This is a genomic window from Hoeflea sp. AS16, assembly GCF_038900095.1.
Lineage (GTDB): Bacteria > Pseudomonadota > Alphaproteobacteria > Rhizobiales > Rhizobiaceae > Hoeflea.
The window spans coordinates 174478-196771 of sequence record NZ_JBBMQQ010000002.1; the positions used below are offsets into that span (position 1 = coordinate 174478).

The window sequence follows — 22294 nt, forward strand, 5'->3', positions numbered from 1 at the left end:
GTCTTCGCAGACAAGCCCCGCCGGAGTTCAAAGGTCTCTCGATTACTTGGTGTACTTGGCGATCAGTTCCTGCGCCTTGGCGTAGAGCGCTTCGCCGTCGATGCCCTTGGCATCCATTTCATCGAACCAGTTGTCCCGCACGGTTTCGGCAACAGCCTTCCAGCGAGCCACTTCGGCTTCGTCCAGCACGATCATTTCATTGTCGGTGGCTTCGGCAATGGCGCGACCGCTGGCATCAAAGCCTTCCATGGTCTTGCCGGCATAGGCGGAGAATTCCGCACCGGTGTTGTCGTCCAGAACCTTCTTGAGGTCATCAGGAAGGCTGTCGTACTTGGCCTGGTTCATCGCCAGAACGAAGGCGGCGGTGTAAAGCGCCGTCCCGCCGGAAAACTCCGTGTGGGTGTCGACGAGTTCCGCAATCTTCAGTGACGGTGTGACTTCCCAGGGAATGACGGTGCCGTCAATCACGCCCTTGGAGAGGGCTTCCGGAATTGCCGGGACCGGCATGCCGACAGGCTCGGCGCCAAGTTCGGCGAGCAGGCCGTTGATGACGCGGGTCGGTCCGCGCAGCTTCTTGCCCTGCATGTCTTCAAGCTTGCGGATGCCTTCGCCCTTGGCGTGAATGACGCCGGGGCCGTGGACCCAGGTTCCGAGAATCTTGACGCCCTTGAATTCGGTGGCTTCCATGTCGGACTTGAACAGGTCCCAATAGGCCCGCGAAGTTGCTTCTGCGCTGGTCATGGTGAAGGGAAGTTCAAACACCTCGACGCTGGGGAAGCGGCCGGGGGTGTAGCCGGGAAGAGTCCAGACGATGTCGACAACGCCGTCGCGGGCCTGGTCCATCAGCTGGGGAGGCGTGCCGCCGAGCGACATCGCGGAGAACACCTCAACCTTGATGCGGCCGCCGGATTCGGTGCCTATCTTTTCTGCCCACGGAATGAGGATGCCGGCAGGGACGTTCGCCTGGGCCGGCAGGAACTGGTGCATGCGCAGGGTGACTTCCTGTGCAGCCGCGCCGATCGACGATGCGCCCATTGCGGAAAGCGCGAGTGCTGCAACTGCAGCGGATTTAAGGAAATTGCGTTTTTTCATGGTGTCCTCCCAAATAGGATTGCGGTTTGATTGCCGCGTCTTCCCCAGAAACTAGGGATATTTTTTGTAACTGCCTAGGGCCTGCGCGTATCACCACATCAGGCCTTAGGCCAAGGTTATGTCATTTCACAGTGCCATCCGGAAGCCAGCCATAATATGTGGCTTTCAGCCTTTCGGATAAGGTTATCTGCGTCCTCCAGTCTCAATAATCGACCGTCCGGTCAGTTTGTAGTTTGGAACCGGTTGGGCGGCAACAATTTTCTTGCTTCAGCCTGATCCGACAATGCTTCAGGCAGGGCAAGTCCGCCAGCCCAGGGTGATGTCGCCTTGCCGGACAGGCATCGTGCAGGGCTGCGCGGCGGGCGCTGGCGAAGCGGTTGAAGATTATTCCGAGTTTTGCGGTTGATCCTTTCTCAAAAAAGGAAAATGATGCCTTCAGGGTGAGTGAGGACTGTACACCCCAAGGAGGAATTTATGGCGAATGTATCGATGACCGTGAACGGGCGCTCCGTTTCCGGCCAGTGTGAGGACCGGACCCTTCTCGTCCAGTTCATCCGTGAAAATCTCGGACTTACCGGAACCCATGTCGGATGCGACACGTCCCAGTGCGGGGCCTGCGTGGTCCATGTCGATGGCAAGGCGGTCAAATCGTGCACCATGCTGGCTGCCCAGGCCGACGGCTCGGAGGTCGTGACCATTGAAGGCCTGTCGTCCGGCGGCGAATTGCATCCGGTTCAGGCAGCATTTCGGGAGCATCACGGCCTGCAGTGCGGATTCTGCACGCCCGGCATGATCATGTCGGCTGTCGACATGATCGAGCGGCATGGCGGCAAACTCGACGAGAAGACGGTGCGGCAGGAGCTGGAGGGCAACATCTGCCGCTGTACCGGCTACCACAACATCGTCAAGGCCGTGCTCGATGCCGCGTCCAAGATGGGCGAAGGCGCCAAGGTCGCAGCTGAATAGACATGCCTGATCAGGCAATGGCGAAAAGCTGCGGACACCGGGAATGACCGGGAGGTGGTCAAGGGATTGATGATCCGAATTGCACGGGCGGGGAGACATCCGCTGCCTTTGCCAGATTCTGATCCTGATCCGGCGCCACGACCGAGGATTTCCGTACCGGCTTTTTTCCATCACCCAACCGGAGGAGTTTGAGACATGGGAATGGAAGGCATTGGCGCCCGCGTGGCGCGCAAGGAAGACAAGCGGTTCATTACCGGCAAGGGCCGCTACACCGACGATATGGTCGTACCGGGCATGAAGCATGCCCACTTCATCCGTTCGCCGCACGCTCATGCGAAAATCAAGAACATCGATATTTCTGCCGCTGAAAAAATGCCCGGCGTGATCGGTATCCTCAACGGCAACCAGCTTGCCGAGGATGCAGTCGGCAACATCATCTGCGGCTGGATGATCCATTCCAAGGACGGCACGCCGATGAACATGGGCGCATGGCGCCCGCTGGCCCAGGACACGGTTCGCTATGTCGGTGACGCGGTCGCGGTCGTGGTGGCAGACACCAAGGCTCAGGCGCGTGATGCGGCGGAAGCTGTCGTCATCGACTATGAAACCCTGCCGGTGGTGACGACCGCGGTGGAAGCGCTCAAGGACGGTGCGCCGCAGCTCCATCCCGAGGCCAAGAACAATCTCATTTTCGACTGGGAGATTGGCGACAGCGCAGCCACCGATGCGGCAATTGCTTCGGCCGCACATGTCACCGAAATGAAGATCATCAACAACCGGCTGGTTCCCAACCCGATGGAACCGCGGGCTGCACTTGGCGTCTATGACGAAGGCGATGATCATTATACGCTCTGGACCACGTCACAGAACCCGCATGTGGCCCGGTTGGTGCTCAGCGCGTTCTACAACGTGGCGCCTGAAAACAAGCTTCGGGTGATCGCGCCTGACGTTGGCGGCGGCTTCGGCTCGAAGATCTACATCTACCCCGAGGAAATCGTCTGCCTGTGGGCTTCCAAGCGCACCGGCGTCCCGGTCAAGTGGAATTCGGACCGCACCGAGGCGTTCCTGACCGACGCGCATGGCCGTGATCATGTCTCGACGGTGAAGATGGCGTTTGATGCCGACAACAGGATCACCGGCTTCAAGGTCGACACGATTGCCAATCTCGGCGCCTACATGTCGCTGTTTTCGAGTTCGGTTCCGACCTATCTCTACGCGACCCTGCTGTCGGGCCAGTACAACATCCCGAACATCCACGCCAATGTGCGCACGGTCTATACCAACACGGTTCCGGTGGATGCCTATCGCGGTGCCGGTCGTCCGGAGGCCACCTACCTGGTCGAACGGACAATGGAGACTGCCGCGCGGGAGCTCGGCATCTCGCCGGCGGAACTGCGCAAGACCAACTTCGTGCGCGAGTTCCCGCATCAGACCCCGGTGATCATGTGCTACGACGCAGGTGATTTCGAGGCTTCGCTCAATGCGGCGATGAAAGCGTCCGATTATGCGGGCTTCCCGGCGCGCAAGGCCGAAGCCGAGAGCCGCGGCAAGCTGCGCGGTATCGGCATGAGCTGCTACATCGAAGCTTGCGGCATTGCGCCGTCGGCGGCGGTGGGGTCGCTTGGCGCCGGTGTCGGGCTCTGGGAGTCGGCCGAAGTGCGGGTCAATGCGGTCGGCACCGTTGAAGTTCTGACCGGCTCGCACAGCCACGGCCAGGGCCATGAAACCACCTTTGCCCAGCTGGTCGCCGACCGTTTCGGCGTTGGCATCGACACCGTTTCCATCGTTCATGGCGACACCGACAAGGTGCAGATGGGCATGGGCACCTACGGCTCGCGCTCGGGTGCGGTCGGCATGTCGGCGGTGGTCAAGGCGCTCGACAAGGTCGAGATCAAGGCCAAGAAACTCGCAGCACACCTTCTGGAAGCTGATGAAAGCGACATCGTCATCGAGAATGGCGAGCTCAAGGTCGCAGGCACGGACAAGAGCGTGCCTTGGTTCCAGATGGCACTGGCTGCCTATACCGCGCACAACATGCCCGAAGGCATGGAGCCGGGTCTGAAGGAAGGCGCGTTCTACGACCCGTCCAACTTCACCTTCCCGGCGGGCTGCTACATCTGCGAGGTGGAAGTCGATCCGGAAACCGGAAAGACCGAAATCATCCAGTTCGTGGCCGCCGATGATTTCGGCAAGATCATCAACCCGATGATCGTCGAGGGCCAGGTGCATGGCGGGGTGGCGCAAGGCATCGGCCAGGCGCTGCTGGAAGGAACGCATTATGATCCGGAAACCGGTCAGCTGCTGACGGCAAGCTACATGGATTACACCATGCCGCGCGCCGACGACCTGCCGTCGTTCCAGGTTTCGACCACGGAGACGGCCTGCCCGTCCAATCCGCTCGGAATCAAGGGGTGCGGAGAGGCCGGTGCAATCGGCTCTCCACCGGCGCTGATCAACGCCATCACCGACGCAATCGGCACCAATGACCTGACGATGCCCGCGACCCCGCAACGGGTCTGGGCAGCGCTCCGGTCAGCTCAGTAGGAAAGGGAGGCAGACACCATGTATGCAACCAACTATCACCGCGCCTCCTCGGTCGAGGATGCAGTCAAGCTGGCTTCGGCAAATGACGAGGCCAAGTACCTCTCCGGCGGACAAACCCTGCTTCCGACCATGAAGCAGCGGCTCGCCGCGCCTTCGGACCTGGTGGATCTCCGCCACGTTTCGAGCCTGAAGGGCATCACCGTCAGCGGTGGGTCCATCCGGATCGGGGCGGCGACGACCCACGCGGAAGTGGCAAGCTCGTCCGAGATTGCCGCGGCCTGCCCGGGGCTGGCTCACCTGGCTGCCCATATCGGCGATCCGCATGTCCGGCACATGGGCACCATCGGCGGCTCGATTGCCAACAATGACCCGGCGGCGGACTATCCGGCTGGTCTGATGGCGCTCAATGCCACGATCGTCACCAACAAGCGCTCGATCAGCGCCGATGATTTCTTTACCGGCATGTTCGACACGGCGCTCGATGATGGCGAACTGATCGTGGCGGTCGAGATCAACGCTCCGTCAAAATCGGGCTATGCCAAGTTCCCGAACCCCGCATCGCGCTATGCGATGACCGGGGTGTTCGTCGCCAAGCATGGCGATGGATCGGTGCGGGTGGCGGTCACCGGCGCGGGGTCCGACGGCGTGTTCCGCCAGGCGGACATGGAGCAGGCGCTGGCTTCCAACTTTTCCGCAGATGCGCTTGACGGCATCACGGTCGACGATTCCGACCTGATGGCGGACATCCACGCCTCTTCGGCCTACCGGGCGAACCTGGTCAAGGTGATGGCCAAGCGGGCAGTTGCCGCCGCGGCGGGCTGACAGGGCACGAAGCATCAACACTGGATACAGGGGCGGGTCTTCGGATCCGCCCTTTTTCATCGAAGAGAAAACTCAGGCTGACTTTCGCAGCAACTCCGCCGCGGCCCTGCGGGCGTCCTGATCGGCAGCGTAAACATCGTCAATGGACAGGGCCTCGCGTCCATCATCGAGCCGGTTCATGACGGAGGCGACGATATCGGCGATGTCGAGAAAGCCGGTTTGGCCGGCAATGAAGGCTTCGAGTGCTGCTTCCTTTGCGCCGTTGAGGACCGCGCCCTGAAGGCCGCCGCGCTGCATGGCGGTGCGGGCGAGGCCGAGCGCGGGAAAGCGGTTTTCGTCGGGGGCGAAGAAATCGAGACGGGCGAGCCTGGCAAAATCAAGCCGTTCGATCGGCAGGTTGGCGCGGCGGGGGTGGCTTATGGCGTAACCGATCGCATGGCGCATGTCAGGCGCACCAAGCTGGGCAAGGACCGAGCCGTCCGAATAACCGACCATAGAGTGGATAATGGACTGCGGATGGACGATGACCTCGATCTGTTCAGGCTTGACCCCGAACAGATGCCGGGCCTCGATCATTTCCAGCGCCTTGTTGAACATCGACGCGCTGTCGATCGAGATCTTGATTCCCATCGACCAGTTGGGGTGCGCGGCGGCGACTTCAGGGGTGACGGCGGCCATCTGCTCGCGGGTAAAATCGCGGAACGGTCCGCCCGATGCGGTCAGGATGATCCGTTCGACGGCGTGGCGCTGGTTTTCTTCCAGCACCTGGAAAATCGCATTGTGCTCGCTATCGACCGGCAACAGCTTGCCACCACCGCGGGTGATTGCGGCAGTGAAGAGATCACCGGCGGATACCAGGCATTCCTTGTTGGCCAGCGCGATGTCGGCGCCGTTCGCAGCCGCGGCAAGTGTCGGCGCCAGGCCCGCAATGCCGACGATGCCGGCAATCAGAAGATCGGTGTTCCGTGCTCCGGCTTCGATCAGCGCCGCGGGACCGGCGCCGGTCTCGATGCCAGATCCGGCCAGCGCGGCTTTCAGGTCAGCATAGCGGTCGGGGTCCGCGGTCACGGCGAAACCGGCACCGGTTTGCCGCGCCTGTTCGGCCAGCAGCTCGATGTTTCCCATTCCGGTGATGGCCGGCACTTCAAACGCGTCCCGGCCACCGAGGTGGTCCATGATATCGAGCGTGTTGCGGCCGATAGAGCCTGTCGCCCCGAGAATGGAGATGCGGCGTTTGCTGGTCGGGGTGCTATTGTTCATAGTTTACCGTGGATGGCTCGGGGTTTGCGGTCAAACGCGTGGCGCCGGCGAACGGCCGTTGAGATCAAGCAATTCGACGAACAGGGCGGAATGGTCAAGGTTGCCACCGTCAAGTTCGGTCATCAAACGCACGAAACGGTCGCGAACCGCCTCGACCATGGGCAGCCTGATGCCAAGATGCCCTGCTTCCAGAAGCACATTGTCGAGATCCTTGATCTGCACGGATACACGGCCCCGGGGAGCGAAGTCGTTTGCCTGCATGCGCTGCCCGTGCACCTGCAGGATCGTCGAATCGGCGAAGCCGCCGGCAAGGGCCGAACGGAAGGCCTCGAGATCGCCGCCACCTTCCGAGACCAGCAACGTGGCTTCGGAAATGGCGCCGATGGCGATGCCGACGATGGCCTGGTTGGCAAGCTTGGCGAGTTGTCCGGCTCCGCTTGGACCGACCCGGACGGCGCGGCCCATGGCGCTGAGCAGGCCTGAAGCATTGTCGAACACCTGCTGGTCGCCACCGGCCATGATCGCCAGCGTTCCCGCTTCGGCGCCGCCGGTGCCGCCGCTGACCGGCGCATCGAGGTGAAAAACACCCAGACGGGAGAGGCGTTCAGCATGGGCACGGGCCTGGCCCGGCTGGATCGAGCTCATGTCGATGACGGTTGCGTCGGGGGAGATGGCCTCGGCGACGCCGGTTTCAAACAGGACATGGCCGACGACAGTGCCATCGGTCAGCATGGTGATGATGTGGCTTGCACCCTTGACCGCATCCGCGGCGCTGGCAGCCACAAGGGCGCCTTCGCCGGCAAGTGGCGCGGCTTTCGACGCATCGCGGTTCCAGACCGTCAGCTTGTGCCCTGCGCCAAGCAGCTGCCGCGCCATCGGCAGGCCCATCAGTCCAGTGCCGAGCAATGCAATCGATGTCGTCATGTCTGGCTTCCCCTCACGCATGCCATGATGTCTGGCAGCAGTACAGATGCCAGGGCGGCGTGGCAATTTCCAATCCCGGTTTGAGTCTCGATCTGGCTTGAAGTAAATGCCTATACAATAGTCATTTTGCCTCATAACGTGGTCAGTATGAATGAGTCCCAAACCCTTGACAGCCGGTATTCCTGGACGCGGCTGGGCGTGACCCTTGCCATTGCCGTGCTCGGCAATGTCGGCATGTGGTCGATCATTGTCATTATGCCGGCGGTGCAGGCGGAATTCGCCATCGCCCGGGCCGATGCGTCGCTGCCCTACACACTGACCATGATTGGTTTTGCGCTGGGCAACCTGGCGATCGGGCGCGCCGTCGACCGGTTCGGCGTGACGATTGCGCTGATCGGTTCGGCGCTGACCATGGCTGCGGGGTTCGGTCTCGCGGCTGTCAGCAATTCGGTCGTGATGCTGTCGGCCATGCAGTTCATTGTCGGGTTCGGCACTGCGGTGGGGTTCGGGCCGCTGATTGCCGATATCTCGCACTGGTTCTATCGGCGACGGGGCATTGCCGTGGCGATCGCGGCGAGCGGCAACTACCTTTCCGGGGCGATCTGGCCGCTTTTGCTGAGCGGTGTGCTGAGCGATTACGGCTGGCGCGCCGCCTATACGGTGCTTGCGATCGTGCCGGTGGTGCTGATGATCCCGCTGGCGCTGCTGCTCAGGCGCCGGATTCCGGAAGAGGCAACGGCGCATGCCAACCGGCTGTCGCTGGCCAATGCGCGCTCGGTCCGGTTTTCGCCGACCGCGCTGCAATGGATGCTGGGATTGGCCGGCATCGGCTGCTGCGTGGCGATGTCCATGCCGCAGGTTCATATCGTGTCCTACTGCGCGGACCTGGGTTACGGCCCGACGGTCGGCGCCGAGATGCTGTCGCTAATGCTGATGGGCGGTGTCGTCTCGCGGTTGGTGTCAGGGCTGATCGCCGACCGGCTCGGCGGGGTGATGACGCTCTTGATCGGTTCGACGCTGCAGTGCATCGCCCTATTCCTGTACCTGCCGTTTGACGCGATGGTGCCGCTCTACATCGTCAGCCTGATCTTCGGCCTGTCGCAGGGCGGAATCGTGCCGAGCTATGCGCTGATCGTGCGCGAATACCTTCCGGCGAAAGAGGCCGGCGCAAGGGTCGGATTCGTCATCATGGCGACCATCGTCGGCATGGCGCTGGGCGGCTGGATGTCGGGCTGGATCTACGATCTGACCGGATCCTACCAGGCGGCGTTCCTCAACGGGATCGCCTGGAACTTCCTCAATATCGGCATCATGACGGTGATCCTGCTCAAGTCGCGCACGAGACGCGGCGAGGCCGTGCCGGCGTAAGGAAGTGCTGATCCGGATCTGATTCGGGGATTGTCTTCAGGCAGTTTGGTGATCCCGGCAGGATTCGAACCTGCGACACCAGGATTAGGAATCCTGTGCTCTATCCCCTGAGCTACGGGACCACGCGGAAATCTGCATACAGAAACGGAGGGCGGACTTCAACAACCGATGCTGACGCGATCGCAGGAAGCGGGCAAACCGGCGGCGTTTTGCATGAGGCCGCCGGTTTGCCGGGGTTCAATCAGGCGGCGAGCGCCTTTTCGGCGAGCTTGACCCAGTAGGAGACGCCGACCGGAATGGCGTCGTCGTTGAAATCATAGGCCGGGTGATGCAGGCCTGCGGTATCGCCATTGCCCATGAAGATGAAGGCGCCGGGGCGGGCTTCGAGCATGAAGGAGAAATCCTCGCCACCCATTGTCGGCGGCTGTTCGCGTTCGACCATTCCGGGACCGGCAATGCTTTCGGCGATGTCGGCGGCGAAATCGGTCTCGTCGGCGTGGTTGAATGTCACCGGGTAATTGCGCAGGTAATTGACCGAACCTTCCGCGCCGTGGGCGGCGGCGACGCCCTGGACGATCTCGGTGATCCGGGTTTCCGCCAGATCCCGCATTTCGGGTGAAAGGGTGCGGACGGTGCCGGCCAGCTCAACCGTTTCGGGGATGATGTTGTAGGCGGAGCCGCCGATGAACTTGGTGATCGAGACAACGACCGATTCCAGCGGATTGGCGTTGCGCGAGGCAATCGACTGCAGCGAGGAAACGATGGCCGAGGCGGCGACGATCGGATCGATTGTCTGGTGCGGCATCGCCGCATGGCCGCCGCGGCCCTTGATGGTGACGTCGAATATGTCGGTCGCCGCCATGATCGGTCCCTTGCGGATGGCGAACTGGCCAACAGGCAGGCCCGGCAGATTGTGCATGCCGAAAACCTTGGTAATGCCGAAGCGTTCCATCATGCCGTCATTGACCATCTCGCGGCCGCCGGCACCGCCTTCTTCGGCAGGCTGGAAAATCACGGCGACGGAGCCGGTGAAGTTGCGGGTCGCGGCAAGGTGGCGGGCAGCGCCGAGCAGCATGGCGGTATGGCCGTCGTGACCGCAGGCATGCATCTTGCCGGGTGTGCGCGATGCCCAGGGGACACCGGTGATCTCGTTGATCGGCAGTGCATCCATGTCGGCGCGCAGGCCGATGGCGGGGCCGTTGCCGCCGGGGCGGCCGTGAATGATGCCGACAACGCCGGTGCGGCCGATGCCGGTGACAACTTCATCACAGCCAAATGACTTGAGCTTGTCGGCAACGAAGGCTGCCGTGTTGTGCACGTCGTAAAGCAATTCCGGATCGGCATGAAGCGTACGGCGCCATGTTGTGACTTCGTCCTTCATTGAAACAACATCATCGACAAGCTGCATTTGATACCCCTATGGCTTCGTGATTGTTATGTCCGGCAAAACGGGAAAACCTGATATCGCCTTTTGCCATCTACCTGCCATATAGGCTAAGTAGGGGATCATGACGAGTGAAAAGCGGTGCATGTGCGACTGCGAACAGGCCGCCGAGAAGCCCAGTCGCATCGAAAAGCCGCTTGAAACATTGCAAAATCGGAAGCCCGGAATGAGCTTTTTGTTACAGTCGCGACGGATAGGCGCAGCATTGGCGGTTCTGGTGCTGGCAGCGGCGACCTCAGCCGGTGCGCTGGCCAATCCGAAGATCGCCGTTGACGTGAATTCGGGCCGTGTCATTGAACACGAGGATGCGTTTCAACGCTGGTATCCGGCGTCGCTGACAAAACTCATGACGATCTACGTCGTCTTCAACAGGGTCAGGTCAGGCCAGATGACGATGCAGACGCCGGTGGTCATGTCGGTTCATGCCGCCAAGGAACCGCCGAGCAAGATGTATTTCAGGCCGGGAGAACGGTTCCCGCTGGATTCGGCGCTCAAGTACCTGATGATCAAGTCCGCCAATGATGTTGCTGTGGCAATTTCCGAGGCTGTATCGGGCACGGAGGAAGCGTTTGTCCGGGAGATGAACGCGGCCGCGCAGAAGCTGGGCATGACCTCGACGCGGTTCATCAATCCCAACGGACTGCCCGGTGAAGGCCAGTACACGACGGCCCATGACATGGCGCTGCTGGCGGTGGCGCTGCGGCGCGAGTTCCCGGAATTTGCGCATTATTTTGCCTATGAGGGCTTCGCCTACGGCAAGAAGTCCTACACCAATTACAATCTGCTGATCGGCCGGTTTCCCGATGCCGACGGCATGAAGACCGGGTTTATCTGCGCCTCGGGTTTCAACCAGGTCTCGTCGGCGACCCGCAAGGGAAAAACCGTGGTCAGCGTGGTGTTGGGCGCGGCCTCGCAAGAGGAGCGGGCGGAGGAATCCGCGCGGTTGCTTCACAAGGCGCTGACGACGACGGCCTGGGGTGGCTCGACACTCTACAATCTCCGGCCATACGGTGAAGGCCGTGACCGGGTGGCGGATATCTCCGGCAGCATCTGCACGGCCGAAGCGCGCGCTGCACGATACGAGGGCCGCGATGTCGAAGGCAAGATGGTGCTCGATTCCCCTTACCTGGTGCCGATGACGCGCAAGCCGCGGCTGGTGCAGGCCCCGGCCGGACTTCCGCGTGCAAGTGTCGAAGTCGCGTTGTCGCGGGTTCCGATTCCGGTACCACGTCCGGGCGGCACGCTTTCAGGCCAGGCCGAACCATTCGCGGCGTCCGCGTTCACCGCGCCGGCCAAGGCCGCCGAGGTTGTGCCGCTGAGGCCGAGTGTGCCGATTCCGGTTCCGCGTCCGGAAATCTGACCATGAAACACCCCTGCCGATGAGTGCCGAACACCAAGCCGCACCCGCGTGGAGCGCTCCGCGCGGTGTGCCCGTGTCGATCCTGACCGGCTTCCTGGGAGCAGGCAAGACAACATTGCTCAATCGCCTCATCGGCGATCCGTGGCTCAGCGACGCGGCTCTTATCATCAATGAATTCGGCGATGTCGGCATCGACCACCTGCTGGTCGAAAGCTCGAGCGATGGCGTGATCGAATTGTCCGACGGCTGTTTGTGCTGCACCGTGCGCGGCGAATTGGTGGATACGCTGGCAGACCTGATGGACCGGATGCAGACGGGACGTATCCGGCCGTTCTCGCGGGTGGTGATCGAAACCACCGGACTGGCCGACCCGGTGCCGGTGATGCAGTCGGTGATCGGTCATCCGGCGCTTGGCCAATCCTACCGGCTCGAGGGTCTGGTGACAGTGGTCGATGCGGTCAATGGCCTTGCGACGCTGACGGAGCACGAGGAAGCGCGCCGGCAGGTTGCCGTGGCCGATACGATCGTTGTTTCCAAAACAGCGATTGCGGAGAACTGGGACGAACTCGGCTCACGGCTCGAGACGCTCAATCCGCTGGCACGGGTGATCCGCGCCGAAGATCCGGAGCTGACGGCGCAAGGCCTTTTCAACACCGGCGCCTATGATCCTGTCGCGCACAGCCTGGATGTGGCGCGGTGGCTGAGTGCGGGGCAGGACGATCATGCCCACGATCATCACGGGCACGGGCATGACCACAGCCACGGACACGGGCACGGGGCAGCCCATGCGCATGACGTGAACCGGCACGACCAGCATATCCGGGCGGACTCGATGATATTCGAGAAGCCGATCACGCCCGAGGCGCTGGCGATGTTTCTTGACCTGTTGCGGTCGGCTCACGGACCGAACCTGCTGCGGATGAAAGGCATCATCAAGCTGTCGGATGATCCGTCGCGGCCGCTGGTGCTGCATGCGGTGCAGGCGCTGATGTCCGAACCGGTGCGGCTTCCGGCCTGGCCGGAAGGGGCCAGGGACGAGACAAGGCTGGTGGTGATCACGCGGGACATGCCGGAAGGCTTTATTGCCGAGCTGTTTTCGTCCTTTGCGGGCGAGCCGGGGATTGGACGGCCCGACCGGGATGCGCTGACCGGCAACCCGCTGGTGATTCCCGGCATGCCGGCACGGCGCTAACGCCGCCTGGCCGCAACATCGAGCTGACCGGGATCAGCCTTTTTCGATGACGAAGACATGCCCGCCCTCAACCGGGGCGTTGCTGATCAGTTGATGCCCGTCCTCGCGGCAGTAGTGCGGAATGTCGATCACTGCCAGCGGATCGGTGGTTTCAATCCGGATCTGCGTGCCGCTGGCAAGGGCCCGCATGTGTTTGCGGGTCTTGAGAACGGGAAGCGGACATTTCAGGCCGCGAAGATCCAGCACGGTTTCGTTGCCGCTACTCAATTGCTGCTCCAGATTTTCCAGAACGGCTTGCTGGACTGGCTGGCCTGCTGCGCCGGTCCGGCATTGGCGGCTGATGATGGAAGGTCAGGATTTGGCGTGGGGACCGGTACACCCGGTGACGCGGGAGCGGCCACGACCGGGGTCGTGGTTTCGCCCGAAGCCGCAGCCTGTGAAGCCGTGGCACCATCCGGGGCAGCTGGTGCCGAGCCCGGGGTCAGGGCCTTGAGCGGATTGCCGGTCGAAAACAGGCTGAGCACCGGAATGGCGGGAGCTTGCCCGCCATTGGCAGCGATCCGCGCCGCCTTTTCGGCTTCGCGCTCTGCCCTCCGTGCTTCGGCTTCGGCCCGGGCCTCATTGGCGGCTATCTGGTTGGCTTCCTCGCGGTCGTACTTGGCGACCGCTTCGACGAAGTTCTTGTTCCAGCTCTTTTGGTAGGCGTGGTAGGCGGATGCCAGCGTGGGCGGGACGCTTGCCGGAGGGCAGGTCGCATTGGCGACGAAGGCTGCGTTGTCGATCTGCGGGACCTGATTGAAAACATATTGCCGCTCGCAGACATCAACCTTTGGCGGCCGCTTGGTCAGCTCGAAATGGTCGTAGCCGACCTTCAGCATTTTCCAGAACTCGAAATGTTCGCTGTCGCGGTGCCGGGCCATGTTTTCGGGCGTCATGCGGAACGGCAGCGCCTCGACCAGAAAGTACTCCTGTCCGCCCTTGAAGGCGTCGCGGGCGAAACCGTAGATTTCCAGAACCTGTTCGTCGGTCATCGAGTAGCAGCCGGCCGAAGAGCAGGCGCCATGAACCATCAGGTTGGAGCCGGTGCGGCCGTAGGACCGGTCGTAGCTGTTCGGGTAGCCCATGTTGAAGGACAGGTAATAGCTGGAATTCGGATTCATCTGGTAGGGATAAATCCGGTAGTAGCCTTCGGGCGCCTGGCGGTCGCCTTCCTTGAACTTGGGTCCGAGCTTGCCCGACCATTTGCAGATCTCGTAGGAGGCAATGATGTCGAAGCGGCCGTTGCCCTTCTGCTTCCAGACCTCGAGAATCCCCTCTTCCTTGAAAATCCGCATCATGATCGGCGACCGCGTGCTCATGTCGTTCGCCTTCATCTTGTTGACGAGCTTGGCGGGCAGCGGGTGTTCGACCTTGTTGGAGACGGAATCGAGCGCGTCCTGACAACCGTAGAGGCCCAGGAGCAGGACAGGCAGGAAACGCAGCGTTCGTATCGGTGTCATGGGGACTCTTGGACTTTGCAGTTGCCAGTTCCGGGGCATTCTGACCACTCGGGGAGCGATCTCAGGCCGGGCATTTGATCGCAATATTTACACCAACATGGTTCATGAAGCATTACCGTTTCAGCTTCGGCGGCGTGCGGCAAGCCGATTTTGCCGACATGCGTGGCTGTCTGTCCACATCGCGTCCGGCGTGGAATTGCTGCTGCCCGTGTCAGCTTCATATCAGTCATCGGCCGCGTGACGTCCACGCGGCTGATGAGCGGATTGCTTTATTGGCGTGTCAAATGTGGCCCCAGTGGGGCGGCCGTCAGCCGATGTGACGGCCGATCTCGAGGAACTTCTTGCGGCGATCGGCGCGCAACTCGTCGCCGGAGCGTCCCGACATTTCTTCCAGTGCGGCCGAAATCTTGTCGCCGGCGCGCGCGATCACGCTTTCGGGATCGCGATGGGCGCCGCCCACGGGTTCAGGAATGATGCCGTCAATGACACCCAGAGAAAGCAGGTCTTCCGCGGTGATCTTCATCGAGGTGGCCGCATCGCGTGCCCGTGTCGGATCGCGCCAGAGGATCGAGGCGGCACCTTCGGGGGAGATAACGGAATAGATCGAATGCTCGAGCATGAAGACCCGGTTGCCGGTGGCGATGGCGATGGCCCCACCCGAACCACCTTCGCCGATGATGATCGAGATCAGCGGGGCGCGCAGATTGAGGCAGGTTTCGGTCGAGCGGGCGATGGCTTCGGCCTGGCCGCGTTCTTCCGCGCCGACGCCGGGATAGGCGCCTGCGGTATCGACAAGGGTGATGACGGGAAGCTGAAACCGGTCGGCCAGTTCCATGATGCGGATTGCCTTGCGATAGCCTTCAGGCCGCGCGGAACCGAAATTGTGCCGGATGCGGGTTTTCGTGTCGTGGCCCTTTTCCTGACCGATAACCACAACCGGCTGGCCGCGGAAACGGGCAAAGCCTGCCTGGATGGCGGCGTCTTCGGCGAATTTGCGATCCCCGGCGAGCGGAGTGAACTCATCGAACAAGGTCTCGGCATAGTCCTTGAAATGCGGCCGGTCGGGATGCCTTGCAACTTGCGTTTTCTGCCATGGGTTGAGCTTGCCATAGATCTCGGCCATCGCATCGCGGGCCCTGGTTTCGAGCCGGGCGATTTCATCGCCTGTGTCGATGCTCTCGTCCTCACCGGCGAGTTTCCTCAATTCGAGGATCTTGCCTTCCAGGTCGGAGATCGGTTTTTCGAAATCAAGATAATTGTGCATTGAGTTTTTCCACGCGGGCCATCGCATTTTTCGTCGTCACGACCAGTCAAGCCTAGTCTGACATGTCTGTCACGCATTCATTTGGCGTGTTGCGAGCGGGCTTAATCGCGACTTTTTGTGGCTTTTGCAAGGGGGTGATGTTCATTGACCAATTGCCGCAGGCGCTCATCGAGCACATGCGTGTAGATTTGGGTGGTGGATATGTCGGCATGACCCAGCAATTCCTGGACAGCACGCAGATCGGCGCCGCCGGCCAGCAAATGGCTGGCGAAAGCATGGCGCAGCACATGCGGCGAGATTTTTGCAACCGGGATGCCGGCGCGAGCGGCAACCTCTTTGAGTTCACGGGCAAAAACCTGGCGCGAGAGATGCCCTTCTGCGGAATTTGCCGGAAACAGAAAGCCGGCTTCCTCGGCGGTTTCACCAATGGCGGCCAGCCAGGCATCGAGGGCAGCGCGGGAGGGGCGTGACATCGGCACCATGCGTTCCTTGGCGCCTTTTCCCCGAATGACCAGAAACCGGCCATCATCGGCAAGGACGCGGTAGGGAAGGCTGACCAGTTCGCTGACCCGCATTCCGGTGGCGTAGAGCAGCTCCAGCAGCGCCCGGAAGCGGATGCGCCGCAATGCTTCTTCCTTGTCCTGTGTCAGGGTGATGTCGGTTTCAGCCTGGGCCAGCAGCCGGGAGACATCTTCTATGCTGAGCACTTTTGGCAGGGAACGGGCCTTGCGCGGCGAATCGACGACACTGGTCGGATCGTCGTTGCGCAAACCCTCGGCGTGCAGGAACTTGTAGAACTGGCGCAGCGCGGAAAGCCGCCGGGCCTGGGACGCGGGTGAGAAGCCTCGGGCTGCCAGATCGCTGATCACGCCGCGGATGTCATCGGCCCTGGCCTTGACCAGCGTGGTGCCGAGCGACCTGAGCACGGCGGAGGCGTCATCAAGGTCGCGGCGATAGGCTTCAAGCGTGTTCTCGGCCGCACCGCGCTCCGCACTCATCATCTCGAGGAACGCTTCTGCGTTGGCGGCGCTGAGATCGCGCATGACTTGCAAGGTTCCTGTCAGTTGTTGAGTTTTTCGGTCGGGACGCGCACGGTGACCTCACGGTCCACCGGTTCAACATAGACCACCAATGCGAACATGGCGCCGTAGACGATACCGGCAAGCACGGCGCACAGGAACAGGAACCGAAACAGGGATGGCATGGGCACTCCGGCGAACTGGTAATGGTGGTGTTATGCGGCAGCGGGCGCTTCGTTTCAAGGCCGACAGGCAAACCGGCGCATGCTTGACGCGCAGACGGACATGGCCAATAGAAGGCTCGGATCAATGGCCTGAGGGCGGGGAAGAACGTTGACGCAATCGCAGGCTATCGCGCTGGAACAGGATATCGAGAAGGCGCGGCGTGTGCTTGGCCAACGCAATCTGGTGTTTGTCGGGCTGATGGGAGCCGGCAAATCCGTCATCGGCCGGCTGGTGGCGCAGATGCTCGAGATCCCGTTCGTCGATTCCGATCACGAGATCGAGCGGGTTTCCCGCATGACGATCCCGGAACTGTTCGAAGCATACGGAGAGCCCGAGTTCAGGGCGCTGGAAGCCCGCGTGATCAAGCGGTTGCTGAGAACCGGGCCTCGCGTGTTGTCGACCGGCGGTGGCGCGTTCATGAATGACACCACCCGCGCGATGGTGCTGGCCAATGGATTGTCGGTTTGGCTGAAAGCGGATCTCGATGTGTTGTGGGCACGGGTTTCGAAGCGGGACTCACGACCGCTTCTGAAAACCGCCAATCCCAGGCAGACGCTTTCCGATCTGCTCGATCAGAGATATCCGGTCTATGCCAAGGCCGACGTGACAGTGCAATCGCGTGATGACGACAAGGAAATTATCGCCGCTGAAACAGTTATTGCGCTCGCGCGGCTGGACAGCGGCCAGGAAACGGTGCCGAAATTATGAGCCAGACACTTCCCCGTGAAACCGTTCGCGTTGATCTCGGCGAGCGCAGCTATGACATCGTGATCGGCCCGGGATTGATTGCCCAGGCGGGCGCGGAGATCGTGGTACGCAAGCCCGGTGCGCGCTGCGCCGTTGTGACAGACCGCAATGTGGCCGCGGTGCATCTGGACGCGCTGCTCGAGAGCCTGGCCAAAAGTGGTGTGGAGGCGGCTCCGCTGGTGCTTGAGCCTGGCGAAAAGACCAAGAGGTTCGACGAGCTGGTGCATGTCTGCGACCATGTGCTGGGTGCCCGGCTGGAACGGGGGGATGCGGTGCTGGCGCTGGGCGGCGGCGTGATCGGCGACCTTTCGGGATTCGCCGCCGGGATCGTCCGGCGCGGCATGGGCTTCATCCAGGTTCCGACCAGCCTGCTGGCACAGGTGGATTCTTCGGTTGGCGGCAAGACCGGGATCAATTCGTCGCATGGCAAGAACCTGATCGGGGTGTTTCACCAGCCCGAGCTGGTGCTGGCCGATACCGACGTGCTCGACAGCTTGCCGATCCGGGAATTCCGGGCCGGTTATGCCGAGGTGGCGAAATACGGGCTGATCGACCGGCCCGAGTTCTTTGCCTGGCTCGAGCAAAACTGGCGTGAGGTGTTTTCAGGCGGGCCGGCGCGGATCAGGGCCATTGCCACCGGCTGCCAGGCGAAAGCCGAGGTTGTGGCCGCCGATGAACGTGAACACGGTGCACGGGCGCTGCTCAATCTCGGCCATACATTTGGCCACGCGCTGGAAGCGGCAACCGGTTATGACGGGCGGCGCCTGGTGCATGGCGAGGGTGTGTCGATCGGCATGGTGCTGGCACATGAGTTTTCCGCGCGGATGAACCTTGCAAGTCCGGACGATGCTGCCAGGGTGCAGCACCATCTGCACGAGGTTGGCTTGCCGACCCGGATGTCGGATATTGAAGGTGAGCTGCCTGCGACCGATATACTGATGAAACACATCGGGCAGGACAAGAAGGTGCAGCGCGGTGCGTTGACCTTTATTCTGACGCGCGGCATCGGCCAGTCCTTTATTGCCGACAACGTGCCGGCAGATGAAGTGTTTCGGTTCCTTGAGGAAAAGCGGGCATCATGATCCTGGAAACAATAGGCGCAATCGTTAGTGAACATGGCCTGACCATCCTGGCGATTTTGGTATTGATCGGGCTGTCGGGTTTCTTTTCGGGATCCGAGACGGCGCTGACGGCGGCATCGCGTGCCCGCATGCATACGCTCGAGACCAATGGCGACGCGCGGGCAGCCACCGTCAACACGCTGATCGAGCGCAAGGACAGGCTGATCGGAGCCCTGCTGATCGGCAACAACCTCGTCAACATTCTCGCCTCGGCGCTGGCAACCAGCGTGCTGTTGTCGATTTTCGGCGATTCGGGCGTTGCGGTGGCAACCCTGACCATGACCCTGCTGCTGGTGATCTTCGCTGAAGTGCTGCCGAAGAGCTGGGCGATTTCGACTCCGGACCGGTTCGCGATGGCCGTGGCGGGCGTGGTCAAGGCCTTCGTTGTCGTGGTTGGTCCGTTGTCGAGCTTCGTCAACTGGATCGTGCGCAACATCATGTCGCTGTTTGGCGTCACCTTCGCATCGGAAACCTCGATGCTGTCGGCGCATGAGGAAATCCGTGGCGCGGTTGATCTGCTGCATCGCGAGGGATCGGTGATCAAGGCGGATCGCGACAGGCTGGGCGGCGTGCTTGATCTGGGCGAACTGGAAGTTTCGGACGTGATGATCCACCGGACGTCAATGCGGATGCTCAATGCCGACGAAACGCCTGAAGCCAATGTCCGGGCGGTTCTCGAAAGTCCCTACACCAGGATGCCGATCTGGCGCGGATCGACCGACAACATCATCGGCATCGTTCACGCCAAGGACGTCTTGCGGGTGCTTGCGGAAGTGTCAAACGAGCCGCACCGCATGGATGTGGTCAAGATCGCCCAGAAGCCATGGTTCGTGCCTGACACCACCAGCGTGCCGGATCAGCTCAATGCATTTCTGAGGCGCAAGGCCCATATTGCCATCGTCGTGGATGAGTATGGCGAGGTGGAAGGGCTGGTGACGCTGGAGGACATTCTCGAGGAGATTGTCGGCGATATCACCGACGAGCATGACACCGAGGTCCAGGGCGTCAGGCAGGAGGCCGACGGCTCGATTGTCGTTGACGGCTCGGTTCCGATTCGCGACCTCAACAGGGCGCTCGACTGGACGTTGCCCGATGACGAGGCAACAACGGTGGCGGGTCTGGTGATCCATGAATCCCAGACCATTCCGGAAGAGAAGCAGGCGTTCACGTTCCACGGCAAGCGCTTCATCGTGATGAAGCGGGACCGGAACCGGATTACTCGGCTGAGAATCCGGCCGATGGACAAGGGCTGAGCTTGCCGCTTTCCGCCGTCAGGTGATAGATGGCGCCGAGGCGCGGGGAGATTACCAGCGGGTCGGTTCGCCAGGGGCAGACGCTTCAACCGCCATGGCATGCAGCCCGCTTTCGAGTTCATCCTTGAGCAATGCGTTGACGGCGCGGTGGCGCTCGACACGGCTCATGCCCGTAAATGCCGGTGACACGATGCGGATGCGGAAATGGGTTTCGCCGGTGCCGTCGAAAGCATCGTGATGATCGCTGCCTGAATGATGATGCCCGGCGTGCAGGTGGCTTTCGTTGATCACAACCAGCCGTTCGGGAACAAATTTTTCTGTCAGAGCTGTTTCAATGCGGTTCTGGCGGGACATGACGATGCTCCTGGGGTATCTTGCGCGGTCACAAAATTTGTCTGTTGCAATTTGCGTAGTGGCATTCGAAGTCGAGACGGGGTACGCAGCTTGAATCACCCTTGTCAATCCTTGTTCGCAAACCTGTAGAGCTCCATAACTGTCGATATGAAACTGGATTCCAAATATTTTGACCGCATCCGGGTCCGCCGCAAGGGCGCACGCCCGGTCGAGCCCGAGACGCCGGAATGTCAATGGGACGGATGCACCAAGCCTGGTACACACCGTGCTCCTGTGGGGCGCGATGCCGAAGGGCAGTACTTCATGTTCTGCGTTGATCACGCACGCGAGTACAACAAGGGCTACAACTACTTTTCGGGCCTCTCCGACGGCGAGATTGCGCGCTACCAGAAAGAGGCACTGACCGGACACCGGCCGACCTGGAAGATGGGCGTTGACCGTTCGGCGGGCAGCGGGCCGACGCAATCGACTGCGAAATCCGGTTCTGCCGGCGCCCAGGCGCGGATGCGCGATCCGCACGGGTTTTTCAACGAGACCCGCCCCAACCGGCCGGTCCGTGCGCGCAAGCTCAAGTCGCTCGAGTCGAAGGCGTTCGATACGCTTGGTCTGGCCGCAAATGCGACATCCGCAGAGATCAAGACCCGTTACAAGGATCTGGTCAAACAACACCACCCAGACGCCAATGGCGGCGACCGCGGTTCGGAAGACCGTTTTCGCGCCGTCATCCAGGCCTACCAATTGTTAAAGCAGTCTGGTTTCTGCTAAGCGAAGAGTCTAAAGCAGGATCGGACAGGAAAGACGGCCCGCGGGCTTATTAAGCCAGGCCTTGGAGACATGATGAGCAAGATCGACCTCGACATCACCAACCTGCCAGACACCACCGTCAACGTGCGTGAGGTGTTCGGCATCGATTCGGACATCAGTGTCCCGGCCTACAAGGAGCGGGACGCCTATGTGCCTGACCTTGACCCGGACTACCTGTTCGACCGTGACACCACGCTCGCCATTCTGGCCGGGTTTGCCCACAACCGCCGCGTGATGGTGTCGGGCTACCACGGCACCGGCAAGTCGACCCATATCGAACAGGTCGCAGCGCGGCTCAACTGGCCCTGCGTGCGCGTCAACCTCGACAGCCACGTCAGCCGTATCGACCTCGTCGGCAAGGATGCGATTGTCGTCCGCGAAGGCATGCAGGTCACCGAATTCAAGGATGGTATCCTGCCCTGGGCGTACCAGCACAATGTCGCTCTGGTATTCGATGAATACGATGCCGGCCGTCCGGACGTGATGTTCGTGATCCAGCGGGTGCTGGAATCATCGGGCCGCCTGACGCTGCTTGACCAGAGCCGCGTCATCCGGCCGCACCCTGCGTTCCGCCTGTTCGCCACCGCCAACACGGTTGGCCTTGGCGATACCACCGGGCTCTATCACGGCACCCAGCAGATCAACCAGGCGCAGATGGACCGCTGGTCGATCGTGACCACGCTGAACTATCTGCCGCATGACCAGGAGGTCGATATCGTTGCCTCCAAGGTCAAGGGATTTGCCAAGGGCGATGGCCGCGAGACGATTTCGCGCATGGTGCGGGTTGCCGACATGACCCGCTCGTCGTTCATCAATGGCGACCTTTCGACGGTGATGAGCCCGCGTACGGTAATCACCTGGGCAGAGAACGCCGAGATTTTCGGCGATGTGGCGTTTGCCTTCCGCCTGACCTTCCTCAACAAATGCGATGAGCTGGAACGGGCGCTGGTGGCCGAGCACTATCAACGGGCGTTTGGCGTCGAGTTGAAGGAAAGCGCCGCCAATATCGTTCTCAGCGCAACTGCCTGACGGATAT

The 22294-nt window shown here is 61.5% G+C and carries 21 protein-coding genes and 1 tRNA gene; 11 read left to right on the top strand and 11 right to left on the bottom strand.

Translation table 11 applies throughout. The annotated features are described in order from the left end of the window. Positions 1-42: 42 nt before the first annotated feature. Positions 43-1092, bottom strand: a complete 1050-nt coding sequence (locus tag WNY80_RS06165) for a TRAP transporter substrate-binding protein (RefSeq protein ID WP_342886482.1) — start codon at positions 1090-1092, stop codon at positions 43-45. Positions 1093-1566: 474 nt separating this feature from the next. On the opposite strand from WNY80_RS06165, the gene WNY80_RS06170 reads away from it, so the two are divergent. The 3 genes from WNY80_RS06170 to WNY80_RS06180 all read left to right on the top strand — a co-directional run bounded on the left by WNY80_RS06170 (position 1567) and on the right by WNY80_RS06180 (position 5424). Continuing rightward, on the top strand, positions 1567-2058 hold the full coding sequence (locus WNY80_RS06170) for a (2Fe-2S)-binding protein (RefSeq protein WP_342886483.1): 492 nt from the start codon (positions 1567-1569) through the stop codon (positions 2056-2058). A gap of 195 nt (positions 2059-2253) precedes the next feature. Further along, positions 2254-4602, top strand: coding sequence for a xanthine dehydrogenase family protein molybdopterin-binding subunit (locus WNY80_RS06175; RefSeq protein ID WP_342886484.1), 2349 nt, complete (start codon positions 2254-2256; stop codon positions 4600-4602). Between the two features lie 18 nt (positions 4603-4620). After that, positions 4621-5424 (top strand): xanthine dehydrogenase family protein subunit M, encoded by an 804-nt coding sequence (locus WNY80_RS06180; RefSeq protein ID WP_342886485.1) that lies wholly within the window; start codon positions 4621-4623, stop codon positions 5422-5424. A 72-nt stretch (positions 5425-5496) separates the two neighbouring features. Here the strand turns inward: WNY80_RS06180 and dxr are convergent, their stop codons facing one another. Next, the gene (gene dxr, locus WNY80_RS06185) at positions 5497-6684 is read right to left on the bottom strand and encodes a 1-deoxy-D-xylulose-5-phosphate reductoisomerase (protein WP_342886486.1); all 1188 of its coding nucleotides are present in this window, start codon (positions 6682-6684) and stop codon (positions 5497-5499) included. A gap of 30 nt (positions 6685-6714) precedes the next feature. Next, the gene (locus WNY80_RS06190; RefSeq protein ID WP_342886487.1) at positions 6715-7608 is read right to left on the bottom strand and encodes an NAD(P)-dependent oxidoreductase; all 894 of its coding nucleotides are present in this window, start codon (positions 7606-7608) and stop codon (positions 6715-6717) included. A gap of 147 nt (positions 7609-7755) precedes the next feature. On the opposite strand from WNY80_RS06190, the gene WNY80_RS06195 reads away from it, so the two are divergent. Continuing rightward, positions 7756-8976: an MFS transporter gene (locus tag WNY80_RS06195; protein WP_342886488.1), complete on the top strand. Its 1221-nt coding sequence runs from the start codon at positions 7756-7758 to the stop codon at positions 8974-8976. 46 nt (positions 8977-9022) lie between these two features. Here the strand turns inward: WNY80_RS06195 and WNY80_RS06200 are convergent. Together WNY80_RS06200 and WNY80_RS06205 are read right to left on the bottom strand one after the other, a co-directional pair. After that, positions 9023-9098 (bottom strand) — tRNA-Arg (locus WNY80_RS06200). A 119-nt stretch (positions 9099-9217) separates the two neighbouring features. After that, positions 9218-10384, bottom strand: a complete 1167-nt coding sequence (locus WNY80_RS06205; RefSeq protein ID WP_342886489.1) for a M20 aminoacylase family protein — start codon at positions 10382-10384, stop codon at positions 9218-9220. A gap of 202 nt (positions 10385-10586) precedes the next feature. On the opposite strand from WNY80_RS06205, the gene WNY80_RS06210 reads away from it, so the two are divergent. Both WNY80_RS06210 and WNY80_RS06215 read left to right on the top strand, forming a co-directional pair. Next, a complete protein-coding gene (locus WNY80_RS06210; RefSeq protein ID WP_342886490.1) occupies positions 10587-11780 on the top strand; it encodes a D-alanyl-D-alanine carboxypeptidase family protein in 1194 nt (397 codons plus the stop codon). A 19-nt stretch (positions 11781-11799) separates the two neighbouring features. Continuing rightward, complete coding sequence (locus WNY80_RS06215) at positions 11800-12972, top strand: GTP-binding protein (RefSeq protein WP_342886491.1); 1173 nt, start codon at positions 11800-11802, stop codon at positions 12970-12972. 33 nt (positions 12973-13005) lie between these two features. On the opposite strand, the gene WNY80_RS06220 is transcribed toward WNY80_RS06215, so the two are convergent. The 5 genes from WNY80_RS06220 to WNY80_RS06240 form a co-directional block, all read right to left on the bottom strand. Next, on the bottom strand, positions 13006-13239 hold the full coding sequence (locus WNY80_RS06220; protein ID WP_342886492.1) for a sulfurtransferase TusA family protein: 234 nt from the start codon (positions 13237-13239) through the stop codon (positions 13006-13008). Continuing rightward, positions 13236-14471, bottom strand: coding sequence for a L,D-transpeptidase family protein (locus WNY80_RS06225; protein ID WP_342886493.1), 1236 nt, complete (start codon positions 14469-14471; stop codon positions 13236-13238). The genes WNY80_RS06220 and WNY80_RS06225 overlap by 4 nt, the downstream gene beginning before the upstream one ends. Positions 14472-14778: 307 nt before the next feature. After that, positions 14779-15735, bottom strand: coding sequence for an acetyl-CoA carboxylase carboxyltransferase subunit alpha (locus WNY80_RS06230; RefSeq protein WP_342886494.1), 957 nt, complete (start codon positions 15733-15735; stop codon positions 14779-14781). Positions 15736-15836: 101 nt separating this feature from the next. Next, entirely contained in the window at positions 15837-16778 is a 942-nt protein-coding gene (locus WNY80_RS06235; protein ID WP_342886495.1) for a site-specific tyrosine recombinase XerD, read from the bottom strand. Between the two features lie 17 nt (positions 16779-16795). Next, positions 16796-16939 (bottom strand): histidine kinase, encoded by a 144-nt coding sequence (locus WNY80_RS06240; RefSeq protein WP_342886496.1) that lies wholly within the window; start codon positions 16937-16939, stop codon positions 16796-16798. 148 nt (positions 16940-17087) lie between these two features. Between WNY80_RS06240 and WNY80_RS06245 the strand changes: the two genes are divergently transcribed. From WNY80_RS06245 to WNY80_RS06255, 3 genes are read left to right on the top strand one after another with little or no spacing between them, the layout of a single operon-like run. Continuing rightward, on the top strand, positions 17088-17687 hold the full coding sequence (locus WNY80_RS06245; protein WP_342886497.1) for a shikimate kinase: 600 nt from the start codon (positions 17088-17090) through the stop codon (positions 17685-17687). Next, on the top strand, positions 17684-18808 hold the full coding sequence (gene aroB, locus WNY80_RS06250; protein ID WP_342886498.1) for a 3-dehydroquinate synthase: 1125 nt from the start codon (positions 17684-17686) through the stop codon (positions 18806-18808). Before WNY80_RS06245 ends, aroB begins: the two co-directional genes overlap by 4 nt. Then, positions 18805-20100, top strand: a complete 1296-nt coding sequence (locus tag WNY80_RS06255) for an HlyC/CorC family transporter (RefSeq protein WP_342886499.1) — start codon at positions 18805-18807, stop codon at positions 20098-20100. The genes aroB and WNY80_RS06255 overlap by 4 nt, the downstream gene beginning before the upstream one ends. A gap of 51 nt (positions 20101-20151) precedes the next feature. Here WNY80_RS06255 and WNY80_RS06260 read toward each other — a convergent pair whose 3' ends face one another. Continuing rightward, positions 20152-20454: a BolA family protein gene (locus tag WNY80_RS06260; protein ID WP_342886500.1), complete on the bottom strand. Its 303-nt coding sequence runs from the start codon at positions 20452-20454 to the stop codon at positions 20152-20154. A 147-nt stretch (positions 20455-20601) separates the two neighbouring features. On the opposite strand from WNY80_RS06260, the gene WNY80_RS06265 reads away from it, so the two are divergent. Both WNY80_RS06265 and cobS read left to right on the top strand, forming a co-directional pair. Then, positions 20602-21219, top strand: a complete 618-nt coding sequence (locus WNY80_RS06265; RefSeq protein WP_342886501.1) for a J domain-containing protein — start codon at positions 20602-20604, stop codon at positions 21217-21219. Positions 21220-21291: 72 nt separating this feature from the next. After that, a complete protein-coding gene (cobS, locus tag WNY80_RS06270; protein ID WP_342886502.1) occupies positions 21292-22287 on the top strand; it encodes a cobaltochelatase subunit CobS in 996 nt (331 codons plus the stop codon). Positions 22288-22294 lie beyond the last annotated feature (7 nt).